The sequence below is a fragment of the Sphingomonas sp. SP5 genome (genome assembly GCF_058313455.1).
Genome location: NZ_JBZFLF010000001.1, coordinates 1 through 22801 on the forward strand (window position 1 = coordinate 1; position 22801 = coordinate 22801).

Here is a 22801-nt window from a genome sequence, read left to right on the forward strand (position 1 = left end):
CACGGCGGGGCGGAGCCGCCAGCCGACCGCGCCGACCCGCTCCACGCTCGCCCCGGCGCGCGCGGCGATGCGCCCCAGCGCCGCCCGCGTCGTCATGCGGCCGCGCAGGGCGGGGACGCGCCGTGCCCACAAGGCGGGATCGGGCACGACGATGCTGATCCGCGCCTGACGGCCGAGCGCGGTCACCTGCTGGCCGACGGTGCCGGCGGGAAGGTCGACGGACGGTGTCTGCGCGGTCGCCGCCTGGGCGACGGCGATCGTCGCGACCGCGCAGAGCCTTCGCGCGATGGGGATCAACGGCGCGCGTCCAGCATCCAGTCGTCGCCGCTGCGCCGCACCGCGACGCCGAGCAGCGCGCCGAGGGCAACGGGATCGTCGCGCAGCGACCGCGTCTCCAGCGTGCCGTTGAAGGTGCGCGCGGCGACCGTCGGGGCGGCGGTGATGCGCCGGCCGAGCTGCCTCGACAGGTCCTCCGCCACCTCGCGCAGCGTCGCATCGTCATAGGCAAGGCGGCCTTCGCGCCAGGTGCCGACGTCCGCCGCATCCTGCCGGCCGCGGCGCAACCGCCCGTCGGCTGCGGTCACCGACTGGCCGGGGTCGAGCCGCAGCCGGGCGCCCTGCGGATCGACCATCACCGCGCCCTCCGCCACGGCGACATGCGTCCGCGTGCCGAGCAGGCGCACGTCGAACACCGTGCCGATGTCGGTGAGGTCGAGATCGCCGGCGTGGACGCGGAACGGATCGGCGGCGTCGTGGCGGACGCGGAACAGCGCCTGGCCGGCCAGCACGGTGGCGGTACGCGGGCGCGCGGGGTCGAGCCGCACCCGCGATCCCCCGGCCAGCGCGATGCTGCTGCCGTCGGCGAGGCGGACCGCGCGCTGTTCGCCCGCCGCCGTGGCGATGGTGTAGCTGCGGTCGCGCTCGTGCCAGACGCCGAGACCGATCGCGCCGACCAGCGCCGCCGCCATCGCGCCGCCGAGCCAGCGGCGGCGGGCGACCGAGGGCGAAGACGGGGTTTGTGGCGCGTCCGGGGCGATGAAGGGCGGGGGGGCCTGCTCGCGCACCGCGTCGGTCGCCGCCTCCAGCGCGAAGACGGCGCGATCGTAGCGCGCCGATCGCGCGGGATCCGCCTCCAGCCATGCCGAAAAGGCGTCCCAGTCCGCCGCCGGGTCGGCCATGCGCAGCGCCCAGTCGAGCGCCTCGTCGTCGATCGGGTCGCCGGCGCCGGTCCTGTCGGAAGCGCTCATCGCATGGCATCCTTTAGCGTGATGAGGGCGCGGGCGACCTCGCGCAGGTCGGCCTCGACGGTGCTGAGGCTGACGCCGAACTCGGCGGCGACGCTGCGCTGTGCGACGCCGTCGACGCGGACCCGGCGAAAGATCGCCGCCTTGCGTGCGCCGAGCGCGTCCAGCACGGCGGCGACCTGCGCCGCCTCCTGACGCGCGCCGACCTCCCGCTCCGGGGTCGGCATGGCGACGGCCTGGTCCTGCCGGTCCGCCTCCCAGGCCTGTTCGCGCCGCTCGGCCTGACGGCGCGAGCGATAGCGGTCGATCATCAGGCGGTCGGCGGCGCGGTGGAGATAGGCGACGGGATTGGCGATCGGCCCCTCCAGGCGGGCCGATACGGTCACCCACAGATCGTGGACGAGGTCTTCGGCCGCATCCCCCGCACCGCGTGCCCGCAGGAAGCGGACGAGGCGATCGCGGTGTTCCAGATAGACGAGTTCCAATCCGCTGGGCGGCATGTCGTGACGCGTCATCCGTGATGGCCGATGCGGCCTTCTAGTCACGTCGCCCGCCGGAAAGAAGAGCGCTTCTGCGCGCCCTCCCGGCACGCGCGGCGGCCGGTCGGCGGGAGCGCCCTGATCGTGGTGGGCCGGGGTGAGGCATCGGCTGCGTGACATGCAACCGGGTAGACGGAGCCGCACGCCGGATGCCTTGGCGGCGTGCGCTCGCGCCGCCGGGCGGGATGCCGACGCCCGGCGTCACTCGGTCGATCGCACCGCCGGCTCCTTCGGCTTGACGTAGCGGTCGAGCCAGTCGGTCATCTGCCACAGCGTTTCCCCGGTCGATTCGAGCGCGCGATAGCCATGCGGTTCGTTGGGGAGGACGACATAGCGCACGGTGGCTCCGTTGCCCTTCAGCGCGGCATACATGCGTTCCGACTGGATCGGAAAGGTGCCGCTGTTGTCGTCGGCGCCGCCGTGGATCAGCAGGATCGGCGCCTTGATCCGGTCGGCATAGGTGAAGGGGCTCATCTCCGTATAGGTCGGCGTCGCCTGCCAATAGGTGCGCTGCTCCGCCTGGAAGCCGAACGGCGTCAACGTGCGGTTGTACGCGCCTGAGCGCGCGATGCCGGCGCGGAACAGGTCGGTGTGCGCGAGAAGGTTGGCGGTCATGAACGCGCCGTAGCTGTGCCCGCCGACCGCCATGCGCGCCGGATCGCCGACGCCCAGCTTCGCCACCGCGGCGACGGCGGCCTCGGCATCCTCGCGCAATTGCTTGACGTAGGTGTCGTTCGCCTCGGCGCCGCCTTCGCCGATGATCGGCATCGCGGGATCGTCCAGGATCGCGTAGCCTTGCGTCAGCAGGAACAGGTGGCTGATGCCGCGCGGCCGCACGAAGCGATTGCCCTGGTCCACCGTCTGCCCGGCGACCTTGGCATCGGTATATTCGGCCGGATAGGCCCAGAGCAGCGTCGGCAGCGGCCCGTCCCGCTTGGCGTCATAGCCGGCCGGCAGATAGAGCGTGCCCGACAGCGGCACGCCGTCGGCGCGCGTGTAGGTGATCGTCCGCTGCGTGACGCCGCCGAACACCGGCGCCGGATCGGCGAAGGCGGTGATCGCCTTCGCGCCGCCGCCCTTCACGGTGCGGATGACGTAATTGGGGGGGAGCTTCGCGCTTTCGCGGCGGGTCAGAATACGCTTGCCGGCATCGTCGAGCAGCGCGACGACCGGCTCGTAATAGGGCGCCCTGGCGGTCCACAGCCGGCGTTGCTCGCCCCCGGCGAGCGGCATGGTGGCGAGGAAGGGGAAGGCGCCGGCCTTGGTCGCGCCCTCGCCGGTGACGTAGACGCCGTCGTGGGCGGGGGTGAAGCGCATCACCGGCTTGCCTGCGGCATTGTCCTCCATGATCGGCGTGCCGGGGTCGCCATATTGGTCCTGGTAGTTGCGCGTCAGCAGCGGACGCGGCGCGGCGGGCTTGTCCGGGGCGACGGCGTAGCGATGCTCGGTGCGCGTCTTCCATTCGCGATCGACCACCATCGCGAAATCGCCGTCGCCCCATGCCGTGCCGGCATAGCGGCTCTGCGTCCTGGCGAGTTCGACAGGGGTGGCGGTGAAGGGCGCCGCCTGCATCATCACGCGATCGTGGAACGGCACCCGGGCCTTGGGGTCGCCGCCATCGAGCGCCTCCGCCCAGACCACAGTCGCGGGCGCATCGGCGCGCCATTCCGCCTCGCGCGGGCCCTTCACCGTCGCGTCGAAATCGACCGGCAGATCGTCGGCGAGCGGACGGTCGACGATCAAACGGCCTTCGTGGTTCGCAATACCCTGCACCGCGATCTCGGTCGGGAAATAGCGGGCGGGGAGCAGATAGCTGTAGGGCCGCTTCAGCCGCCCGGTGAGCAGATAGCGGCCATCGGGCGATACGCTGAAGTCGCTCCACAGCGCCGGGGCGGCCAGTTGGTGGAGGCTGCCATCGGCAACGTCGACGCGCGCCAGGAAACCGGTGAAATAATAGTCGAACAGCGCCTCGTCATGCGCATTGCGCAACAAATCCTCGTAGGTGCGCGCGGCCGAGCGGCGGCCGTTGCTTTCCTGTACCACGGGGCCGACAGGCGTGGTCGTTTCCACCGGCGGCGCGCCGCGGTCCGCAGCGACGAGGCGGACGGCGACGGATCGGCTGTCGGGCATCCACTCGAACGCCTTGCCGGAGAAGGCGGCATTGACGCCGCGGACCAGCCGCTTTGCCGTGCCCGTGGCGCGATCGGCGGTCCACAGCGCCAGGCCCGCCGGCTCCTGCACCAGGAAGGCGATGCGGCTGCCGTCGGGCGACCATGCGGGCGCGGTGAAGCGCGTGCCGGCAGGCAGCGCCACCGTGACCTCACGGCCGCTCGCGACCGTCTTGAAGGTGAGCGCGTTCAGCCATTGGGTGCGCACTTCCGCCTGACCGTTGGTGGCAGGATCGATGCGATAGCCGGCGAGGCGCAGGATCGGCTTCGACAGGTTGGCGATCGTCGGGAGGTTCTCGCGACCGAGAATGGCCAGCGTGGCGTGATCGGGACTGACCGCGACGGCGGGGGTCGGCGGGGTTTCCAGCGCCTTGGCGATGGCATCGGGTGCGCGGTGATAGGCGGTGCCGGGCGTCTGCGCCGCAGCGGTCGTGGCGAGGAGGAGAGCGATCAGACAGGCACCAGCGCGCATTCGTAACCCCTTGTCGTTGGATGGTCGGGCGTGTGCCATGCGCGACGGGCGCTTGCCAGCGATTTGGGGCGGGCGGCGTTCGCGGTGCCTTTCCGGCCCTGCGGCGTTGTGCGGTCGGATGAAGGAGTATGCCATTTGACCGCCAGGATCCTGATTACGGGCGCCAGCATCGCCGGCAATGCCTGCGCCTGGTGGCTGGCGCGTGCCGGCTTCCACGTCACGGTGGTGGAGCGCGCGCCAGCGTTTCGCGATGGCGGCCAGAACGTCGACGTGCGCGGTGTCGGCCGCGAGGTGCTGCGACAGATGGGGCTGGAGGACGCGGCGCTGGCGTCCGGGACGGGCGAGGAAGGCACCGCCTGGATCGACGCGGACGGTCGCATCGCGGCGCAGTTCCTGACGGCGGACGTGGGGCCAGACGGACCGACCGCCGAGATGGAGATCCTGCGCGGCGACCTTGCCCGCTTGCTGTTCGATGCGGCGCGGCCGCGTGCGACGTTCCGGTTCGGCGACCATGTCCGGGCGATCGCCCAGACGGACGGCGCGGTCGTCACCTTCGCGAGCGGTGCGACGGAGCGCTTCGACGCGGTGATCGTCGCCGAGGGGGTCGGTTCGGCCACGCGCGACTTGATATTTTCGGAGGAGAACCGGCCCCGCTACATGGATCTCTCCATCGCTTATTTTACCATCCCGCGGCACGACGACGACGATCGCCTGTGGCGCTGGTACCATGCCCCGGGCGGGCGGAGCGTGTCGCTGCGGCCGGATCGTCACGGCACCACCCGCGCCATGCTGACCGTGCAGAAGCCGCCGGAGGGCGAGCAGGCCTGGGGGGAGGGGCGGCAGAAGGCCTGGCTGCGCGAGACGTTCGCCGATGCCGGCTGGCAGGCGCCGCGGGTGCTCGCCGCGATGGCGGACACCGGCGATTTCTATTTCGACGTGCTGCGGCAGGTCCGCATGCCGCGTTGGTCGAACGGCCGCGTCGTGCTGTGCGGCGATGCCGCCTGGTGCGTGACCCCGATCGGCGGCGTCGGCACGACGCTGGCCGTCACCGGGGCGCGGGTGCTGGCGGGGGAGATGATCCGGGCAGCGACCCTCACCGACGCGTTCGGCCCCTATGAGCGTGCCATGCGACCGATGGTCGACAAGGCGCAGGGGATACCCCGCTTCGCGCCGCGCCTGGCCAACCCGCACAGCCGCGCCGGCATCGTCGCGCTGCATGCGGCGATGGCGGTGGCGAGCCGGCCTGCGGTCAGGGCGGCGGCGGGCAAGCTGTTCGGCGGCGGCGATGGACCGGAGCCGGATCTGTCACGCTACGCCGATCCGCGATCGGACGCGCCGGCCGGCACCGATACCGACGTGGCCGGTTCCGCCGCCACGCAGCGCGGCCTGTCGCCGGTGGCGGCGGCGGGGGCCGTCGCGCTCGTGCTGGGTGCGAGCGCGCTAGTCGGCCGGCGCAACGCGCCCGATCCGTCGCATCCCGGCATCCGCCGCTGGTACCGGCGTCTCGACAAGCCCGGCTATACGCCGCCCGATGCGGCCTTCGGTGCGGTGTGGCCGCTGCTCGAGACGGGGCTGGCGGTCGGCGGCTATTGCCTGCTGCGGCAGCCATCCGGCACCGCCCGCAATGCCGCGGTCGGGCTGTGGCTCGCCAATACGGCGATGGTCGGCGGGTGGACCGAGTTGTTCTTCCGCCGCAAGCGACTGGGGGCGAGCGCGGCCGCATCCGGCGCGATGGTGGCGTCGGGGGCGGCGCTGGCCGCGACGGCCGCGAAGGTCGATCGCCCCGCCGCGGCGCTCGCCATGCCGTTCGTCGTGTGGCTGGGCTTCGCCACGCTGCTCGCCGAGCGCATCCGCCGCGACAATCCGGAAGGCGGGTGATGAGATGGCAGCGACTGAGCGTCGTCCACCGAGGCGTGCGGCCGGCGCTATCAATCCGTGGCGAGGCGCAGGGCGTCGCATGCCACGATCCTGGCGATTTGCGGCAGGATGTTGTCGATCGCGAACGCATGCAGTTCCGCCGATCGCGATGCGGTGGCGTCTTCCGCGATGACGACGTCGTAGGACAATTCCCACGCCGACCGTGCGGTGGATTCGACGCCCATGTTGGTGGCGATGCCGGCGATGACGACGGTGCGGATCCCACGCCGGCGCAGTTGCAGGTCCAGATCTGTGCCGATGAACGCACCCCAGTGATGCTTCAACACGACGATATCCCCGTCCTGCCGCAGGTCGGGGACGAACTCGCTGAAACCGGGCGGGGTGCCGCCCGCGGGAAGGCTGGGCTTGTCGACGGTCTGGCTCGGCATGGTGGCGGGGGTGAAGCCGACATGCACCAGCACCACCGGCGCGCCCGCGGCGCGGAAGAGGGCGGCGAGCGCCTTTGCGGCACGCACCACGTCCTCGCCCGAACGCGGCCCGCCCGCATGCGGTACGATGCCCTGTTGCAGGTCGATGAGGATCAGCGCGGTGGAACGGGGATCGAGCGTCGTCATGCCGGGCTCAACCGGCGGGGTGGCCGCGTGTTCCGGCGCGCTTGCTGGTCGCCCCGGTTCCGGCACGCCCGGGTGCCGGCCGCGAAGGGCCTCTTCGTTACGCGGTGAAGCGCCGGTGCGATACGCAGGTCCTGTCCACCAGATCCCAGTCGATATCGACGCCGAGCCCCGGTCCGTCGGGAACGTGGATGCGGCCGTCGGCGTCGATGAGGTCGCGCAGGCTCTGCTTCATCGGCAGCTGGAACGTGTCTTCGGGAACGAACAGCTCGAAATATTCCGAATTGCGCACCGCGCATGCGACGTGGAGGTTGGCGATATCCATCGGCCCCATCGTCGTGGTGTGCAGTTCGCAGTTGATCCCGTGCGCCTCGGCGAGGTGGCAGACCTTCAGCGTGCCGGTGATCCCGCCCTTCCACGACACGTCGGCGCGGACCATGTCGACCGCATCCGCCTTGATCGCCTGCGCGACGCCCCATGGGCCGCCTCGTGTCGTCTCCGTACCGACGATGGGCATGTCGACGGCGGCGGCGAGCTTGGCATATTTGTCGAGTTCGTAGTCGCGGAACGGCTCTTCGAGCCAATGATAGCCGAGGCTCTCCATGTGCCGGGCGACGCGGATTGCCTCCGGCAGAGTATATTCGGCGACGGGGTCGCTCATCAGTACCATGTCGGGGCCGACCGCCTCGCGCACCGCGGCGTGGATCGCCATGTCGACATCGCTGGGGCCGCAGGGATGGACCTTGTACGCCTTGAAGCCGCGGTCCTTGTAATGCAGCGCCTCGCGAACGTAATCCTCGACGCCAGGCAGCCACAGGCTGCTCGCATAGACGGGCAGGCTGGTGCGATAGCTGCCGATATAGCGGTGGAGCGGCAGGCCGGCGGTGCGTGCCGCGGCATCCCAAAGCGCGACGTCGATCGGGCCGGGCAGGAACACCGGGAAGAAGGCGCCGTGGCGGTCGATAGTCCAGAAATCGTGCCAGATCGCCTCGCGATCGTGGATGCTGCGGCCGAGGATCACCGGTGCGATGACGTCGGCGAGATAGGCATCGGTGACCGCACCCGAGCGCGCCGCCCAGAAGGTCGCGATGCCCTGTATCCCGTCCGAGGTGGTGATCCGGCCGACGCCGTAGCTCCACGGCATCGGTGCGGCGCCTTCACGCGCCTCGTCGAACAGCCCCTTGGGCCGGTCGCAGATCCAGGTTTCGAACGTCTCGATGCGCATGCTGCTCTCCTGGCGAACCTGTATGACAGGATTGCAGCGGAGGGCAACGGCGAATGTCAGTCGCCGTGGGGCGCCATGAGGACGGCAAGCGCATCGTCGAAGTGCCGGGTCATCGCGGCGGCGGCTTCCGGCGCGTCGCCGGCGACGACGGCATCGACGATCTGTTCGTGCAGTTCCTGCACGCGGTGGAGCTTGTCGACCTCCGACCAACGGGTGCGGCCGGCGAGCATCGCCAGCAGGAACAGCTGGCGCAGGGCATCGACCAGCAGGGTGTAGAGCGGGTTGCCCGTCGCCTGCGCCAGCACCAGGTGGAGACGGAGATCGAGGTCGAGATACCGTTCGCCGTCGTCGATGCATGCCGCCATCGCGACGACGATGTCCCGCAGTTCGGCGACCTGGGCCTCCGTCCGGCGTTCCGCGGCGAGCGCGACCATGGCGATCTCGACGCCGCGGCGCAGTTCCAGGATGTCGGTTTCGTCGGCCTGGCCGATCAGCACCGCATTCTCGAATACGCGCGAGATCATGTCGCCGTCGACCGGTACGATGGTCGCGCGCTTGCCCGCCGCCATCTCGATGAGGCCGGTCGCCGCGAGGGTGCGCATCGCCTCGCGCACCACCGGCCGGCTGACGCCCAGCTGCGTGCTGAGCGTCGTCTCGCTGGGCAGCCGTGCGCCCGGCCGCAGCCGCTCGCTGGCGACGTGATCGCGCAGGTGGGTGATGACCTGGTCGACGAGCCCGCCGCCTTTGAGGGGGGCGGTTACGAGGTCATCCGCAGTCACCGGCACATCATCGCTCCTCTCACGCGGGCGGACCGACGACCCGGTCGGCCCGGATCCGACATAGCATCGACCCGTCGCACGCCCAGTAAAAACGCGCTTGCCATCGGATCGCAAGCCGCTATCAACCTGTCTTACAGGACAGGCGGACCAGAACCGTACGTCCGCAGCGTCGAGGGGAGGCGTCGGCCATGACCAGCATCATCGGTGCGCGCACCGACGCGGATGCCGCGGCGGCGGCGCCGGCCCCCGCGCCCCCGACCATCGCGCCCCTGACCATGGCGCCGCCGGCCGGGCGATACCGCTGGGTGATCGCGGCGCTGCTCTTCGCCTCCACCACCATCTGCTACATCGATCGCCAGATCTTCGGGCTGCTCAAGCCGACGCTGAGCGGCGAACTCGGCTGGTCGGAAACGGACTACGGCGACATCATCGCGGTGTTCTCGCTCACCTATGCGCTCGGCTATCTGCTGGGCGGACGGATGATGGATGCGATCGGCGTGCGGCGCGGGCTGGGCCTCGCCGTCGCCGGCTGGAGCGTCAGCGCCGCGATCCACGGCCTGATGTCGAGCGTGATCGGCTTCAAGTTCGCCCGCGCCGCGCTGGGGCTGGCGGAGGGCGGCAATTTCCCGGCATCGATCAAGGCGGTGCGCGAATGGTTTCCGCCGCGCGAACGGGCGCTGGCGACGGGCGTGTTCAATGCGGGCAGCAACATCGGCGCGATCGTGACGCCGATCACGCTGCCGTTCGTCGTCGCCGCGTTCGGCTGGCGGCCGGCGTTCTTGATCGCCGGGTCGCTGGGCCTTGCCTGGCTGGTGCTGTGGATCCGCTTCTACGAGGTGCCCGAACGGCAGCGGCGGCTTTCGGTCGAGGAGCTGGCCTATATCCGGGGCGGCGAGACGGCCGGGGCGGCGCCGGTGCGCTGGGCGTCGCTGCTGCGCTACCGCGGCACCTGGGCCTATGTCCTGGGCATGCTGATGACCAGCCCGGTGTGGTGGTTCTACCTCAACTGGGTGCCGGGTTTCCTGCACGACCGGTTCGGCACCGACATGATGGCCTCGATCGCGCCGCTGGTGGCGATCTACCTGGTGGCCGACGTCGGCAGCGTGACGGGCGGCTGGATCTCGTCGCGGCTGGTACGTGGCGGCATGCCCGCGGTACGCGCGCGGATCGTGGCGATGGCGTGCATGGCGTGCTGCACGCTGCCGGTCGTGCTGGTGTCGCAGGTGCCGGGGATGTGGGACGCGGTGCTGCTGATCGCGCTCGCCGCCGCCGGGCACCAGGGGCTGTCGGCCAACCTCTACACGATCGTCTCCGACACGCTGCCCGCCGGCGCGGTGAGTTCGGCGATCGGCGTCGGCGGCTTTGCGGCCGGCATCTGCGGCATGTTCGTCGCGATGGCGGTGGGCCGCATCCTCGATGCCACCGGCGGCAATTACATGCTGCTCTTCCTCGGCGCCGGCGCGGCCTATCCGCTCGCCGTGGCCCTCATGGCGCTGATCCTGCGCCGCCCCGTTGGTGTGGAACCCCGATGACCGATGCACGCCTGTTCGACCTGATCCGATCCGAGCTCTACACCTCGGTGGTCGGCGATATCCTCGACACGCTGGGGCTGGTGCACCAGTTCCTGCCGCAGCCGATCCAGCCGATGCACACCGCCATGAAGCTGGTCGGGCGGGCGATGCCGGTGCTGATGATCGACGTCTACGGCCCGCAGGCCGAGCCGTTCGGCAAGCTGACGCAGGCGCTCGACCAGATCGAACCGGGCGACGTCTATCTGGCGAGCGGCGGCGCGATGCGCTGCGCCTATTGGGGTGAGATCCTGACCGCGACCGCGCGCACCCGCGGCGGCGCGGGCGCGGTGATCGACGGCTGGCACCGCGATACGCCGATGGTGCTGGAACAGGATTGGCCGGTGTTCAGCCGCGGCCGCTACGCGCAGGATTCGGGCGTGCGCACCAAGGTGATCGACTATCGCTGCCCGATCGAGGTCGGCGCGGTGCGCGTCGCGCCGGGCGACCTCGTCTTCGGCGACATGGACGGCGTGGTCATCGTGCCGCGCGCGCAGGAGGCGGAGGTGGTCGAGCGCGCGCTGGAGAAGGCGCGCGGCGAAAAGACGGTGCGCCAGGCGATCGAGGGCGGCATGTCGAGCACCGCCGCCTTCGCCAAATACGGCATCCTGTAGAAGAAGGAACGCGGCATGACGGACACGACGATCGATCCGGCGGCAGCCTTTCGCCTGGATGGCGAGGTGGCGCTCATCACCGGTGGCGGCTCGGGGCTGGGCCTGGGCATGGCGCGGGCGATGCATGCGGCGGGTGCGCGCGTGGTGTTGGTCGGGCGGCGTGCCGAGCTGGTCGAGGCCGCCGCCGCCGAACTGGGGGAGGGCGCCTATGGCGAGGCGGCGGACGTCACCGCCTTCGACACGATGCCGGCGCTGATCGAGCGGGTGCGGGACCGCGCCGGGCCGGTGTCGATCCTGGTCAACAATGCCGGCATCAATTTCAAGAAGCCGGCAGTCGACACCGGCGTCGAGGAATTCGCCGGCATGCTCAACACGCACGTCCTCGCCGCGCATCACCTCACCCGGTGCGTGCTGCCGGCGATGCTGGCGGCGGGGCGGGGGAGCATCCTGTTCACCGCGTCGATGACCTCGCTGATCGGCATGCCGGGGGTGGTCGCCTATTCGGCGGCGAAGTCGGCCTATCTCGGCATGGTCCGCGCGCTGTCGACCGAGGTCGCGGGGCAGGGGGTGCGCGTCAACGCGATCGCGCCGGGCTGGATTGAATCGCCGATGCTCCGGAAAGCGCTGGACGGCGACCCCGCCCGGTCGGACCGCATCCTGCAACGCACGCCGATGCACCGCTTCGGCACGCCGGAGGATATCGGGCTTGCCGCCGTCTACCTCTCGTCACCCGCCGCGCGCTTCGTCACCGGCGTCCTGCTGCCGGTCGACGGCGGCGCCTCCCAGGGATTCTGACCGCCATGACCATCCCCTTGTCACCGCATGCCGACCGCCTGCTGCCCGCCGATCCGGTGACCCGCGCCATCGCGCGTGAGCTCTACGGTTCGGTCAGGGACCTGCCGATCATCAGCCCGCACGGCCATACCGATCCCGCCTGGTTCGCCGACGACCAGCCCTTTCCCGATCCGGCGACGCTGTTCATCGTCCCCGATCACTACATCTTCCGCCTGCTCTACAGCCAGGGCGTGCCGCTGGAGGACCTGGGCGTGCCGCGGATCGACGGCGGCTGGACCGAGAGCGATCCGCGCAAGATCTGGCGGCGCTTTGCCGCGCACGTCCACCTGCTGCGCGGCACGCCCAGTCGGATGTGGCTCGACTATGCATTCCACGAGGTGCTGGGGATCACCGAGCGGCTGTCGGCGGACAATGCCGATCGCCTCTACGACCAGATCGACGCGCAGCTGCGCCGGCCGGAGTTTCGCCCGCGCGCGCTGTTCGAGCGGTTCGGGATCGAGGCGCTGGCGACGACGGAGAACCCGCTCGACGACCTTCGCCACCATCGTGCCATCCGGGCGAGTGGCTGGGGCGGCAAGGTGGTCACCGCCTTTCGCCCCGACAATGTCGTCGATCCCGATCACCCGCGGTTCCGGACCGACCTTCCCGAACTCGGGCGGATCACGGGGCAGGACGTGGGCACGTGGGAGGGTTATCTTGCCGCGCTGCGCGACCGGCGGCGCTATTTCATCGAGCATGGCGGCGCGACCTCGACCGACCACGGCCATCCGACCGCGCATACCGAGAATTTGCCGCAAGAGGAGGCTGCGGCGCTGCATGCGCGCGTGGTGGCGGGGCAGGCGAGTGCGCACGATGCCGAGCGGTTCCGCGGGCAGATGCTGACCGAGATGGCGCGGATGAGCCTTGCCGACGGGCTCGTGATGCAGATCCACCCCGGCGCGCTGCGCAGCCAGAACCCCGCGGTGACGGGCGTGTTCGGCGAGGCCAAGGGCGACGACTGGCCGTCGCGCACCGAATATGTCCACGCCCTGAAGCCGCTGCTCAACGCCTTCGGCAACGAACGAGCCCTGACGATCATCCTCTTCACCCTCGACGAGAGCAATTACGCGCGCGAGATCGCGCCGCTCGCCGGCCATTATCCCGCGCTGAGGATCGGTCCGGCGTGGTGGTTCCACGACAGTCCGGAAGGGATGCGGCGGTTCCGCGAACAGGTGACGGAGACGGCGGGCTTCTACAACACCGTCGGGTTCAACGACGATACGCGGGCGTTCTTTTCGATCCCCGCGCGGCACGACCTCAGCCGGAGGATCGACTGCGGCTTCCTCGCGCGGCTGGTGGCGGAGCACCGGCTGGAACGCGACGAAGCGTTCGAGGTGGCGCAGGACCTGGCGTACCGGCTGGCGAAGGACGCCTACCGGTTGTGAGTGGGGGGTGGCTCGCGTCACTCTCACCCTTCCGTGACTGCGCCGCTCCTCCCTCCTTTCGATAAGAAAAGGGAGGAGCCGCTAGGTGTGTGTCCTAACGCACCACCTCCGCCGGCGCACCGTTCACCCGCACGTTCTCCAGCGTCAGCCCCGATACGCCGCGCGCGATCAGGCTGGTGCGGCTGGGGTCGGTCAGCGTCACGTCGATGTCGCGCAGCGTGATGTCGGAGATGCGCGTCGTCGCATTGCCGCTGATGTTGCCGAAGCCGCGGGTCGTGCCCTTCACGTCCTCGATCACGATATCGCGGATCACGCCGCCGGGCGGCCTGGCGGGCACCTTGGTGCCGTGGACGAGGCGCGCGTTGACGATCAGGCCGATGGCGGGATCGTCCGCGCCAAAATTGGGCTTGTCGTAGCCGTAGAACACCTCGCCATTGTGCCAGTGGTTGAAGGGCGTCGGCGCCTCCGCCAGCCGCACGCCGCGGACGTGGACCCGCTCGTACACCTGGCCGGGCGTGTCGGGGCGGATCTTGAAGCGGACGGTCGGGATATCGCCGACGTTGGTGATCCGCTCGACCTTGATGTCGCGCACCACCGTGGCGTTGCTGCCGAAGGTGATGCAGCCGAGGCCATGTTCGAAGATGCAATCATGGACGTGGATGCGCTCCACCGGCGGCGCGGCGGCATAGCCGGCGGCACCGGCGCCCTGCGTACCCTTCAAGGCGATGCAATCGTCGTCGACGGAGAAGCGGCAGCGGCGGATCGTCACGTCCTGGCAGCTGTCGATATCGATCGCGTCGCTGCTCGGTGCGCGGATGACGTGCGGCACTTCGTACCGGCAGTCCTCCACCACCGTCCGGCGGCAGCGGTAGAGATGGAGGTTCCAGAAGGCGGCGTCCTTGAAGGTGACGCCGCTGATCGTCACGTCGATGCAATCTTGGATGAAGGCGATCTGCGGAAAGGCATATTGCACCTTCACGTCGCCGACATGCTCGGCGGGCGCGTTGAAGAACATCCGCCAGAAGGGCTCGCCATGGCCGTCGATGGTGCCGGGGCCGGTGATGCGCAGGCCGTGATTGCCGGTGGCGTTGACCAGCGCCATGCGCAGCGCCTCCGGATAGGCCTCGACGAAGCGGCGCAGGACGAGGGGGTAGTCGGCGAGATGGGGCGACCCCTTCAGCACCGCATCCTTCTGCAGTTCGAGGCCGACACCGGGTGTCAGCACGATCGATCCGCTGACGAAGACGCCCTTCGGCACGACGATGGTACCGCCGCCCGCCGCGGCGCAGGCATCGATCGCCGCCTGGATCGCGCGCGTGTTGAGCGTCCGCCCGTCACCGCGGGCGCCGTGGCGGCGGATATCGACGCGGCGCGTGGGCGCGGCGAGGGCGGGCAGCGCCGGCAACGCGCACAGCACGCCGGCGGGTAGCAGGGTCACGAGATCGCGGCGGGTATGCAGCATGGCGGTTCACTCTCCTGTCGTGCGTTGCGCCACAGAGCAGCAACAATCGTCTTGTCTTACAGGTTATTCTGTCTTACAGGTTTGTCTACCGGGAACTCGCGCAATGCGAGTCCAAGGGGGAGGGCAAGGCTATGGTTTCGCTGGTTTCGGGGCGTTCGATGGTGTCGGCGGCAGCGCTGGTCGTGGGCATGATGATGGCCGCGCCCGCCTTTGCGCAGGCCGCTGGCCCGACCAATCCGGCGGGCACCGCCGCAGGGCAGACGGTGGATGCGGAGCCCGATCCCGGCACGCCCCAGGCAAGCGACGATCAGGACATCGTCGTCACCGGCTTTCGCGAATCGCTCAACAACGCGCTGGCGATCAAGCGCCGCGAGGTCGGCGTGGTCGATACGATCCTAGCGGAAGACGTCGGCAAGTTTCCCGACGCCAATCTCGCCGAATCGATGCAGCGCCTGCCCGGCGTCGCGATCACCCGCGGTGACGGCGGCGAGGGCAAGACGATCTCGGTCCGTGGCCTCGGCGCGCAGTTCACGCGCGTGCGGCTCAACGGCATGGAGGGGGCGAGCTCGACCGGATCGTCCGACATCCGTTCGGGCTATGTCTCGTCGCGCTCGTTCGATTTCAGCACCTTCGCCTCCGAACTGTTCAGCTCGCTATCCGTCAGGAAGACCAGCCAGGCCGACGTGGAGGAAGGATCGCTCGGCGCGACCGTCGACCTCCAGACGCCGCGGCCGCTCTCCTACAAGGAGGATTTCACGCTGGCGGTGAGCGGACAGGAAACCTACGACGATCTGCGCGACAGGTTCAGCCCGCGCTTCACCGGCCTCGTCGCCAAGCGTTTCCTCGACGGCACGTTCGGCGTCGCCGCCTCCGCCGCTTATACCCGCCGCTACACGCGCGAGGAGGGCTGGGCGGCAATCGATATCCTGCAAGGCAGCCTCAACCGCTTCTGCTCGCCGGTCGGCTATACGCCGCAAAGCCCGGCTAACAGCGCGACGAACGGCACCAATGCCGCCAATTGCTCGACCGGCAACCCGCGCCTGCCCAACACGCCGACCAACGCCGCCAATTATGCGGCCGTAGACAGCGCCACCACCTTCGTGCCGCGCAGCCCGCGGCTGATCCGATCCGACCAGGATTATTCGCGGTTCGGCGCGACGCTGACCTTGCAGGCGGAGCCGACCGATCGCACCCGCTTCGCGCTCGACGGCCTCTATTCGCGCTATGACGTGACGCGCAGCGACCAGTCGATCACCGCCATCTCCTTTTCGCGCAACGCCGGCCAGCACGGCAGCGCGGAAAGCTCGGTGGTGGACGCGGTGCGCGCCAGCGACGGCACGCTCACCTATGGCCTGTTCAACGGCGTCGACCTGACCAACGACCTGACGCTGACCAAATATACCACCACGTTCAGCCAGGTGAACTTCACCGGATCGCAGGATTTCGGCGCGCTGAAGCTCGATGGCTACATCGGCATCTCGCGCACGCAGATCAATCGGCCGGTCCGCACGCAGATCGGCATCTTCGCCAACAACGTGAACAACTTCTCGTTCGATTTCCGCAACAACGATCGCTTCCCGACGCTGGGCTGGGGGATCGACGTCAACAATCCGGCCAGTTATGTCTTCGCGCCGCCGTCTGCCGATGCGACCACCAACGGCACGCTGGCGCTCGCCCGCGCGCGCGACGAGTTCAACAACACGACCGCCGAGCTGAACGCCGCCTGGGAGCTGATGCGCGGCATCACCGTCCGCGCTGGCGGCCAATATCGCGACGCCAAGTACGAAACGTACAGCACCAGCCGCGTGACGCAGAACCTCGCGCCGACGCTGCCCGCCGGCACCACGCTGGCGCAGCTGACCAGCCCGCTGACCGGCTTCGGCGGGTCGCTGCCGGTGCAGACGATCAACGGCTGGGCGGCGCCGGACTACGACAAGTTCGCATCCGCTTTGGGTTTCACCAGCGAGACGGGCATCTACGCGATGACGCCAACGACCTCGGCGAGCCTCACCGAGCGCGTGAAGTCGGCTTACGGCATGTTCGATCTCGATACCGACGCACTGCCGTTCCGCCTGCGCGCCAATGTCGGCGTGCGGTACGTTCATACCGACCAGATCGGACAAAATCGGATCGGCAATCCGCTCACGCTGCGGCGCAGCTACGACGACTGGCTGCCCTCGGCGACGGTGACCGCGGACCTGACGCAGAACCTGCTGCTGCGCTTCGCTGCGGCCAAGGTGATGGCGCGCGCCGAACTGTCCGACCTGCTGCCCGGCACCGTCTCGATCGCGGCCAACACGCGGACGCTGTCGACCAGCAACTTCCTGCTCGAACCGATCCGGGCAAAGACGGCGGACGTGTCGCTGGAATATTATTTCGGCAAGAGCGGGACGATCGCGATCGGCGGCTTCTACAAGGACATCGACAGCTTCATCCAGACGCTCCAGCGCAACATTCCCTATAGCGAGACGGGGCTGCCGCTGTCGCTGCTCAACGGCGCGCAGGGGGTCGACGGCAGCACGATCTTCACCGTCTCGAACAAGACCAACACGCCGGGCGGGCCGCTGAAGGGGATCGAGGTGAATTTCCAGGCGGGGCTCACCTTCCTGCCCGGTTTCCTGCGCAACCTCGGCGTGCTCGCCAACTACACGTTCGTCGACAGCAAGATCGTCTATTGCACCAACGCGACCTGCACGGCGACGGTGCGCAACGACCTCATCAACCTGTCCAAGAACACGCTGAACGGCACGCTCTATTACGAGGACAGCCGGTTCAGCATCCGCGGCAGCGCCAATTACCGCGACAAGTTCCTGCTGCGCGTGCCGTCGGGCCGGGCAGGCAGCGACGTGCAGGGCAATATCTCGGCGGTGTTCGTCGATGCGGCCGCCTCCTACCAGCTGACGCCCGCGGTGCGGCTGACGCTGGAGGCGCAGAACCTGACCAACCAGGAGCTGGGCTTCTTCGTCGATTCGGTGCGGGAGGATTCGCTCTACAGTTCGTACAGCGGGCGCAAGTTCAGCGCGGGGGTGGCGTTCAAGTTCTGAGCCCGGCGGCGCCGCTACCGTGTGAAGCGGTAGCGGCCCGATCCGACCGTGAAGCGCACAAACCTGGGGTCGTCCGCCCGCTCGCGAACGTCGGGGTGATCGTTGAGCAGGAAACCGTCTTCGCGCCAGCCGTCATCGGCTGGCAGCTCGATCTCGGCGACCGCGTTGGCCGGTACTTCCAGTTCCAGCAGCGACAGACCGCGCGCGTCGCCGTCGACGACGGTGGCGATCGGGCCAAGGATCGATTGGTATCGCGCCTCCACCCGGCCGACCTCGATCAGCCAGTGCGGTCGTACGGCGATGCGCCGAAAGCCGGGCGCCGCCGGCGCGATGCCGGCGAGGCGGCGATAGAAGAAACCGACCACCGCGCCGAAGGCGTAATGGTTGTAGCTGTTCATCGACAGGTCGCCGACGTCGCCATTCCATCGTTCCCAGATCGTCGTCGCCCCGACCGAAGGCATATAGCCCCATGAGGGGTAGCGGGTCTGGAGCAGCAACCCGGCGACCTCATTCCACAGCCCGGCATCGGCGAGCACGTCGAGCAGATAGGGCGTGCCGAGAAAGCCGGTCGACAGGGTCATGCCCCGCGCGCGGATGTCCGCGGCGAGGATTTGCGCAGCGGCGTCGCGGCGGTCGGCGGGGACGAGGCCCATGTGCAGTGCCAGGACCTGGCTGGTCTGGCTACCGTTGCCGGCGCGCCCGTCCGCATCGACCAGTTCGGCGGCGAACGCCTGGCCGATCGCCTCGCGCAGCGCCGTGTAGCGGACGGCATCGGCATCGCGGCCGGTGGCGTGGGCCATCTCGGCCATCAGCCGGGCGCTGAACGCCCAGTAAGCCGTGGCGCAGAGGATGCGCGGCGTCGTCTCGTCGTCGGGCTTGATCGCGTCGACCGACAGCCAGTCGCCGAGGTCGAGGCCGCGGTCGTGCCGCCAGATATGATCGGGATTGCGCTGTGCGACGAACGCCATCCACCGCTCCATCGCGGCCCAGTTCTCCTCGATCACCGCCGTGTCGCCATAACGCTGCCAAAGGCCGTGGGGCAGGATGATGCCCGCCTCGCTCCAGCCGGCGGTGACCACGTCGGGGAAGGAAAGCGGCTGCGGCACGACGATCGGATAGGCCCCGTCGGCACGCTGCGCGGCGCGCGCCTCCAGCAGGAAGCGGCGAAGGAAGGCATCGACGTCCATGTTGAACGCGGCGGCGTCGAGGAAGACCTGGATATCCCCCATCCAGCCCATCCGCTCGTCGCGCTGCGGGCAATCGGTGGGGACGGCGAAGACATTCGACCGCTGGCTCCACAGCGTATTGTCCCAGATGCGCTTGAGGAGCGGATGGGCGATGCGCATAGCCCCCGTCTCCTCGCAGGCGCTGTGGACGACGATCGCCCGAACCGTGTCGGACGTGGGAATGCCGGGGAAGCTCTCCAGCTGGACGTAGCGGAAGCCATGGTAGGTGAAGCGGGGTTCCCACGTCTCGCCGCCAGGATCGCCGGACAGCGTATAGCGATCGGTGGCCTCGGCATGGCGAAGGTTGGCCTGATCGACCAGCCCGTCCGCGTCGAGCAGTTCGGAAAAGCGCAATGTGACCGTCTGCCCGGCCGGACCGTGGACGGACAGGCGCACATGGCCGGAGACATTCTGCCCGAAATCCAGCACGAAGCGGCCGGGGGCCGGTTCGGCGACGGTATGCGGCGCGAGCACGTGGCGGGGCAGCAGCGGCGGCGCGACCTGCGCGATCAGCGCAGTGTCGGGCGTCGCGCCGATCGGGGCAGGGCGCCAGTCGCCATCGTCGAAGCCGGGCGCATCCCACCCCGTCGGGTGCAGCCGGGCATCGTAGGTTTCGCCGCCGTAGATGTCGGCGGCGAGCACTGCGCCGGTCGACGCGTGCCAGCCGGGGCCGGTCGTCACCCATTGCGTGCTGCCGTCGGCGAGGTCGAGGCGCAACTGCGCCAGCAGGCGGCGCGGCGCCGGGCCGAAGCCATAGCGTTCCATCCGCCAGCCGAACGCACCGGCGTAGAAGCCGTCCGCCACCGTGAAGCCGAGGACGTTCTCGCCGGCCTGCACCAGCGCCGTGACGTCATGGCATTGATAGAGCAGATGGTCGCGCGCGACGCTGATCTCGGGCGCGAGCAGCGCGTCGCCGACGCGCCGGCCGTTGATCCGCGCCTCATAGGCGCCGAGCGCCGTGGCGTAGAGCCGTGCGCCAACCACGGCGGCGGCGGGCGTGAACGCGTGGCGCAGGTGGATGGCGGGTTCGGGCGGGCGCGGGTCGCCAGCCGCCGCCGAGCCGGACCGCTGCGCCGCCGGCCAGTGCGCGGCGTCGAAGCTCCTGTCGGTCCAGCCGGCGGGCGGCTCGGCCCGTACGCGCCAGGCAGGGCCGCTGGCGAGGCGGACGGTGCTGCCGTCGGCGCGATGCAGGCGGATGAGCGCGGCGACCGCGCCGCCGTCGACGGGAAAGAAGCCGCTGGTGTCGGCCTCTGCGGCGAGGGCGAGGCTGTTGGTGCCGGGGCGGATGCTGCCGTGGAGCGGGATCAGCGTGCCCCAGGCGACCCGTTCGAGCAGCGGAGCCGCCTCGCCGTTGATCCAGGCGCCGCGCAGATGATCCTTGGCGGCGACCAGCACGTCTGCGCCGATGCAATCGTCGGGCGCCGTGAAGTCGAGCCGGAAACCGTGGAGGCCGGGTGCGAGCGGATCGGCCGCCCAGATCCAGGTGACGCCCGCGGCACGGTCGTCGGCGGCGTGGACGTCCTCCGCCTCGATCCATTGTCCGTGCCATTCGGCGACGCCGCTCTCGAACCAGCTCGGCGCGGAGCGGGCCTGGCAGCCGGCGGTATCGGTGACCTCGACGTCCCAGCATACGCGCTGCATCGCACCCGGCGCCGGGCCATCATAGGGGATGTCGATGCTGGCGTCGTCGTGCCGCACGCCGCTATCCCACAGCGGTGCGCCGTCGGCAGTCGTGGCGCGGATGCGGTAGCTCGCCTGGGCGAGGTTGCGGCCGCCGCCCTCGATCCGCCACGACAGCCGCGGGCGCGCCGCGGCGATGCCGATCGGCTCGCGCAAACATTCGGTGCGCAGATCGAGGACGGCGAGCGCGGTCATGCGGCGGGGTTCGCCGACCAGGCGCGGAACTCCTGGCGCTGTTCACCCAGCTTTTCGATGCCGAGCGTCACCACGTCGCCGGCCTTGAGGTACCAGGGTTCCGGCTTCTGGCCGAGGCCGACGCCCGGCGGCGTGCCGGTGGTGATGATGTCGCCGGGCTCCAGCGTCATGAAGCGCGAGCAGTAAGCGACGATCTGCGCGACGGTGAAGATCATCGTCTCCGTGCTGCCGTCCTGCAGGCGCTTGCCGTTGACCTCCAGCCACATGCGCAGCGCCTGCGGATCGCCGACCTCATCCGCGGTCACCAGCCACGGACCGACGGGGCCGAAGGTCGGAAAGCCCTTGCCCTTGTCCCATGTCGCGCCGCGTTCGGTCTGCCAGTGGCGTTCCGACACGTCGTTGATGACGCAATAGCCGGCGACGTGGGCGAGCGCGTCCGCCTCTTCGACATAGGAGGCGCGGGTGCCGATGACGACGCCCAGCTCGACTTCCCAATCGGTCTTGGTCGAATCGCGCGGGATGGTGACCGGGTCATTCGGCCCCTGGATGCAGCTCACCCATTTGTTGAACACCACCGGCTCTTCGGGGATCGGCAGGTTCGATTCGGCGGCGTGATCGGCATAGTTGAGGCCGATCGCGACGAACTGGCGCGTGCCGGTGACGGGCGTGCCGTAGCGGGGGCTGCCCTCGACCAGCGGCAGCGATGCCGGGTCGAGCCGCTTCAGACGGTCGAGCGCGTCGGGGCCGAGCTGGTCGGGCGTCAGGTCCGCGATCACGCCCGACAGGTCGCGCAGCGCCCCGTCGGTATCGACGAGCGCGGGCTTTTCGGCACCGGGAGCACCGTAGCGGCAGAGTTTCATGAAGGAACCGTCCGATCAATAGGAGGAAAAGAGCGCCTTGCGGGCGAGGTCGAGCGCAGCGACCGCGTCGTGGCGATCCTGCGCCGCCTGCATGGCCTCGAAATCGAGCGTGTCCAGTGCGCGTTCGATATGCTTGAGAAAGCCGATCGCCGAGTTGGCCACCGCCACCGGGTCTTCGCGGAAGGGGAATTGGTCGAGTTGCCAAACCCCTTCCCAGCCGTTCTTGCGAAGCGTGTAGAAGAATTCGAACAATTCGATCGGGTGGACCGAACCGGCCAGCATGTCGTCGTCCCAGCCGCGCAGGTTGTCGTTGACGTCCATGCCGAACAGGCGGCCGTGGTCGATCGCCAGCTGCGCCGCATCGGCGGGGCTTTCGCCGCCGAACAGCGAATGGCCGAAGTCGAGCAGGATGCCGACATTGGGCAGCCCCATCTTCTCGATACCCAGCAGGGTGCGCGCCACGCTGTCGTAGCTCATGTGCACGCGCGGCTCGCGCGGCTTGTATTCGATGACGAACTTGAGGTCGGGATTGGCCGCGGCCAGTTCGGCGATACCGTCGATGCTGTGCCGCCACAGCTTGCCGTGATCGACCTGGAAGGGATAGTCCCAGCCGTCCTGCCCCGGCCATAGCTTGACGTAATCGGCGCCGAAGCGGCGGACGACGTCGGCGGCGTCGGTCACCATCGCGTTGGCGAGGCGGCGGATGCCCGGATCGGGGTTGGTGAACGCGCCCTTGGCGAAGCGCCGGGTGTAGATCTCCGGCGTGATGCCGATCACCGACAAGCCGTTGCGGGCGAGCGCCGCCTCCACCGCGTCGAGCGACAGCGAAGGGTCGACGAAGGGATAGTTGATGTCGACGACCGACAGGTCCTCGACCGATCCCGCCATGTCGATCATCTCGAGAAGCGAACGCTGCGGGCCGTAGCCATCGGTGGCATAGCGATCGACATAGGTCGCGAAGTGCCAGATGCCGGCACCATATTTCTGTTGGCTGGCCATGATCGTCCTCTTGCATGA

Annotated in this window: 17 protein-coding genes; 6 read left to right on the plus strand and 11 right to left on the minus strand. The window is 69.4% G+C overall.

The annotated features are described in order from the left end of the window. The 4 genes from AC4GY7_RS00005 to AC4GY7_RS00020 all read right to left on the minus strand — a co-directional run. A partial coding sequence (locus AC4GY7_RS00005; RefSeq protein ID WP_491111252.1) for an STN domain-containing protein occupies window positions 1-297 on the minus strand: 297 nt, incomplete at its 3' end. Then, the gene (locus tag AC4GY7_RS00010) at window positions 294-1247 is read right to left on the minus strand and encodes a FecR family protein (RefSeq protein WP_491111253.1); all 954 of its coding nucleotides are present in this window, start codon (window positions 1245-1247) and stop codon (window positions 294-296) included. The genes AC4GY7_RS00010 and AC4GY7_RS00005, both read right to left, overlap by 4 nt. Continuing rightward, entirely contained in the window at window positions 1244-1759 is a 516-nt protein-coding gene (locus AC4GY7_RS00015) for an RNA polymerase sigma factor (protein ID WP_491111254.1), read from the minus strand. The genes AC4GY7_RS00010 and AC4GY7_RS00015 overlap by 4 nt, the downstream gene beginning before the upstream one ends. Before the next feature lie 225 nt (window positions 1760-1984). Further along, entirely contained in the window at window positions 1985-4423 is a 2439-nt protein-coding gene (locus AC4GY7_RS00020) for a S9 family peptidase (RefSeq protein WP_491111256.1), read from the minus strand. Window positions 4424-4558: 135 nt separating this feature from the next. On the opposite strand from AC4GY7_RS00020, the gene AC4GY7_RS00025 reads away from it, so the two are divergent. Then, window positions 4559-6301 (plus strand): tryptophan-rich sensory protein, encoded by a 1743-nt coding sequence (locus AC4GY7_RS00025; RefSeq protein WP_491111257.1) that lies wholly within the window; start codon window positions 4559-4561, stop codon window positions 6299-6301. Between the two features lie 50 nt (window positions 6302-6351). Here the strand turns inward: AC4GY7_RS00025 and AC4GY7_RS00030 are convergent, their stop codons facing one another. The 3 genes from AC4GY7_RS00030 to AC4GY7_RS00040 all read right to left on the minus strand — a co-directional run bounded on the left by AC4GY7_RS00030 (window position 6352) and on the right by AC4GY7_RS00040 (window position 8916). Next, window positions 6352-6915: a hydrolase gene (locus tag AC4GY7_RS00030; protein WP_491111258.1), complete on the minus strand. Its 564-nt coding sequence runs from the start codon at window positions 6913-6915 to the stop codon at window positions 6352-6354. 97 nt (window positions 6916-7012) lie between these two features. Continuing rightward, window positions 7013-8137 carry an enolase C-terminal domain-like protein gene (locus AC4GY7_RS00035; protein ID WP_491111260.1) on the minus strand — a complete coding sequence of 375 codons (1125 nt, stop codon included), beginning with the start codon at window positions 8135-8137 and terminating at the stop codon, window positions 7013-7015. Between the two features lie 56 nt (window positions 8138-8193). After that, the gene (locus AC4GY7_RS00040; RefSeq protein ID WP_491111261.1) at window positions 8194-8916 is read right to left on the minus strand and encodes a FadR/GntR family transcriptional regulator; all 723 of its coding nucleotides are present in this window, start codon (window positions 8914-8916) and stop codon (window positions 8194-8196) included. A 188-nt stretch (window positions 8917-9104) separates the two neighbouring features. On the opposite strand from AC4GY7_RS00040, the gene AC4GY7_RS00045 reads away from it, so the two are divergent. Genes AC4GY7_RS00045 through uxaC form a run of 4 tightly spaced genes read left to right on the plus strand, consistent with a single transcriptional unit; the run spans window position 9105 to window position 13317 of the window. Beyond that, the gene (locus AC4GY7_RS00045; protein ID WP_491111262.1) at window positions 9105-10448 is read left to right on the plus strand and encodes an MFS transporter; all 1344 of its coding nucleotides are present in this window, start codon (window positions 9105-9107) and stop codon (window positions 10446-10448) included. Then, window positions 10445-11098, plus strand: coding sequence for an RraA family protein (locus tag AC4GY7_RS00050; RefSeq protein WP_491111264.1), 654 nt, complete (start codon window positions 10445-10447; stop codon window positions 11096-11098). Before AC4GY7_RS00045 ends, AC4GY7_RS00050 begins: the two co-directional genes overlap by 4 nt. A gap of 15 nt (window positions 11099-11113) precedes the next feature. After that, window positions 11114-11893 (plus strand): SDR family NAD(P)-dependent oxidoreductase, encoded by a 780-nt coding sequence (locus AC4GY7_RS00055; protein ID WP_491111265.1) that lies wholly within the window; start codon window positions 11114-11116, stop codon window positions 11891-11893. A 5-nt stretch (window positions 11894-11898) separates the two neighbouring features. Further along, window positions 11899-13317: a glucuronate isomerase gene (uxaC, locus tag AC4GY7_RS00060; protein WP_491111266.1), complete on the plus strand. Its 1419-nt coding sequence runs from the start codon at window positions 11899-11901 to the stop codon at window positions 13315-13317. Between the two features lie 94 nt (window positions 13318-13411). On the opposite strand, the gene AC4GY7_RS00065 is transcribed toward uxaC, so the two are convergent. Next, a complete protein-coding gene (locus AC4GY7_RS00065) occupies window positions 13412-14779 on the minus strand; it encodes a glycoside hydrolase family 28 protein (protein WP_491111268.1) in 1368 nt (455 codons plus the stop codon). A gap of 131 nt (window positions 14780-14910) precedes the next feature. Between AC4GY7_RS00065 and AC4GY7_RS00070 the strand changes: the two genes are divergently transcribed. Then, on the plus strand, window positions 14911-17823 hold the full coding sequence (locus tag AC4GY7_RS00070; RefSeq protein ID WP_491111270.1) for a TonB-dependent receptor: 2913 nt from the start codon (window positions 14911-14913) through the stop codon (window positions 17821-17823). 14 nt (window positions 17824-17837) lie between these two features. On the opposite strand, the gene AC4GY7_RS00075 is transcribed toward AC4GY7_RS00070, so the two are convergent. The 3 genes from AC4GY7_RS00075 to AC4GY7_RS00085 are packed head-to-tail and all read right to left on the minus strand — an operon-like array spanning window position 17838 to window position 22783. Then, entirely contained in the window at window positions 17838-20924 is a 3087-nt protein-coding gene (locus AC4GY7_RS00075) for an alpha-L-rhamnosidase (RefSeq protein ID WP_491111271.1), read from the minus strand. Continuing rightward, complete coding sequence (locus AC4GY7_RS00080; RefSeq protein ID WP_491111272.1) at window positions 20921-21784, minus strand: fumarylacetoacetate hydrolase family protein; 864 nt, start codon at window positions 21782-21784, stop codon at window positions 20921-20923. The genes AC4GY7_RS00075 and AC4GY7_RS00080 overlap by 4 nt, the downstream gene beginning before the upstream one ends. Window positions 21785-21799: 15 nt before the next feature. Beyond that, on the minus strand, window positions 21800-22783 hold the full coding sequence (locus tag AC4GY7_RS00085; RefSeq protein ID WP_443585503.1) for a sugar phosphate isomerase/epimerase family protein: 984 nt from the start codon (window positions 22781-22783) through the stop codon (window positions 21800-21802). Window positions 22784-22801 lie beyond the last annotated feature (18 nt).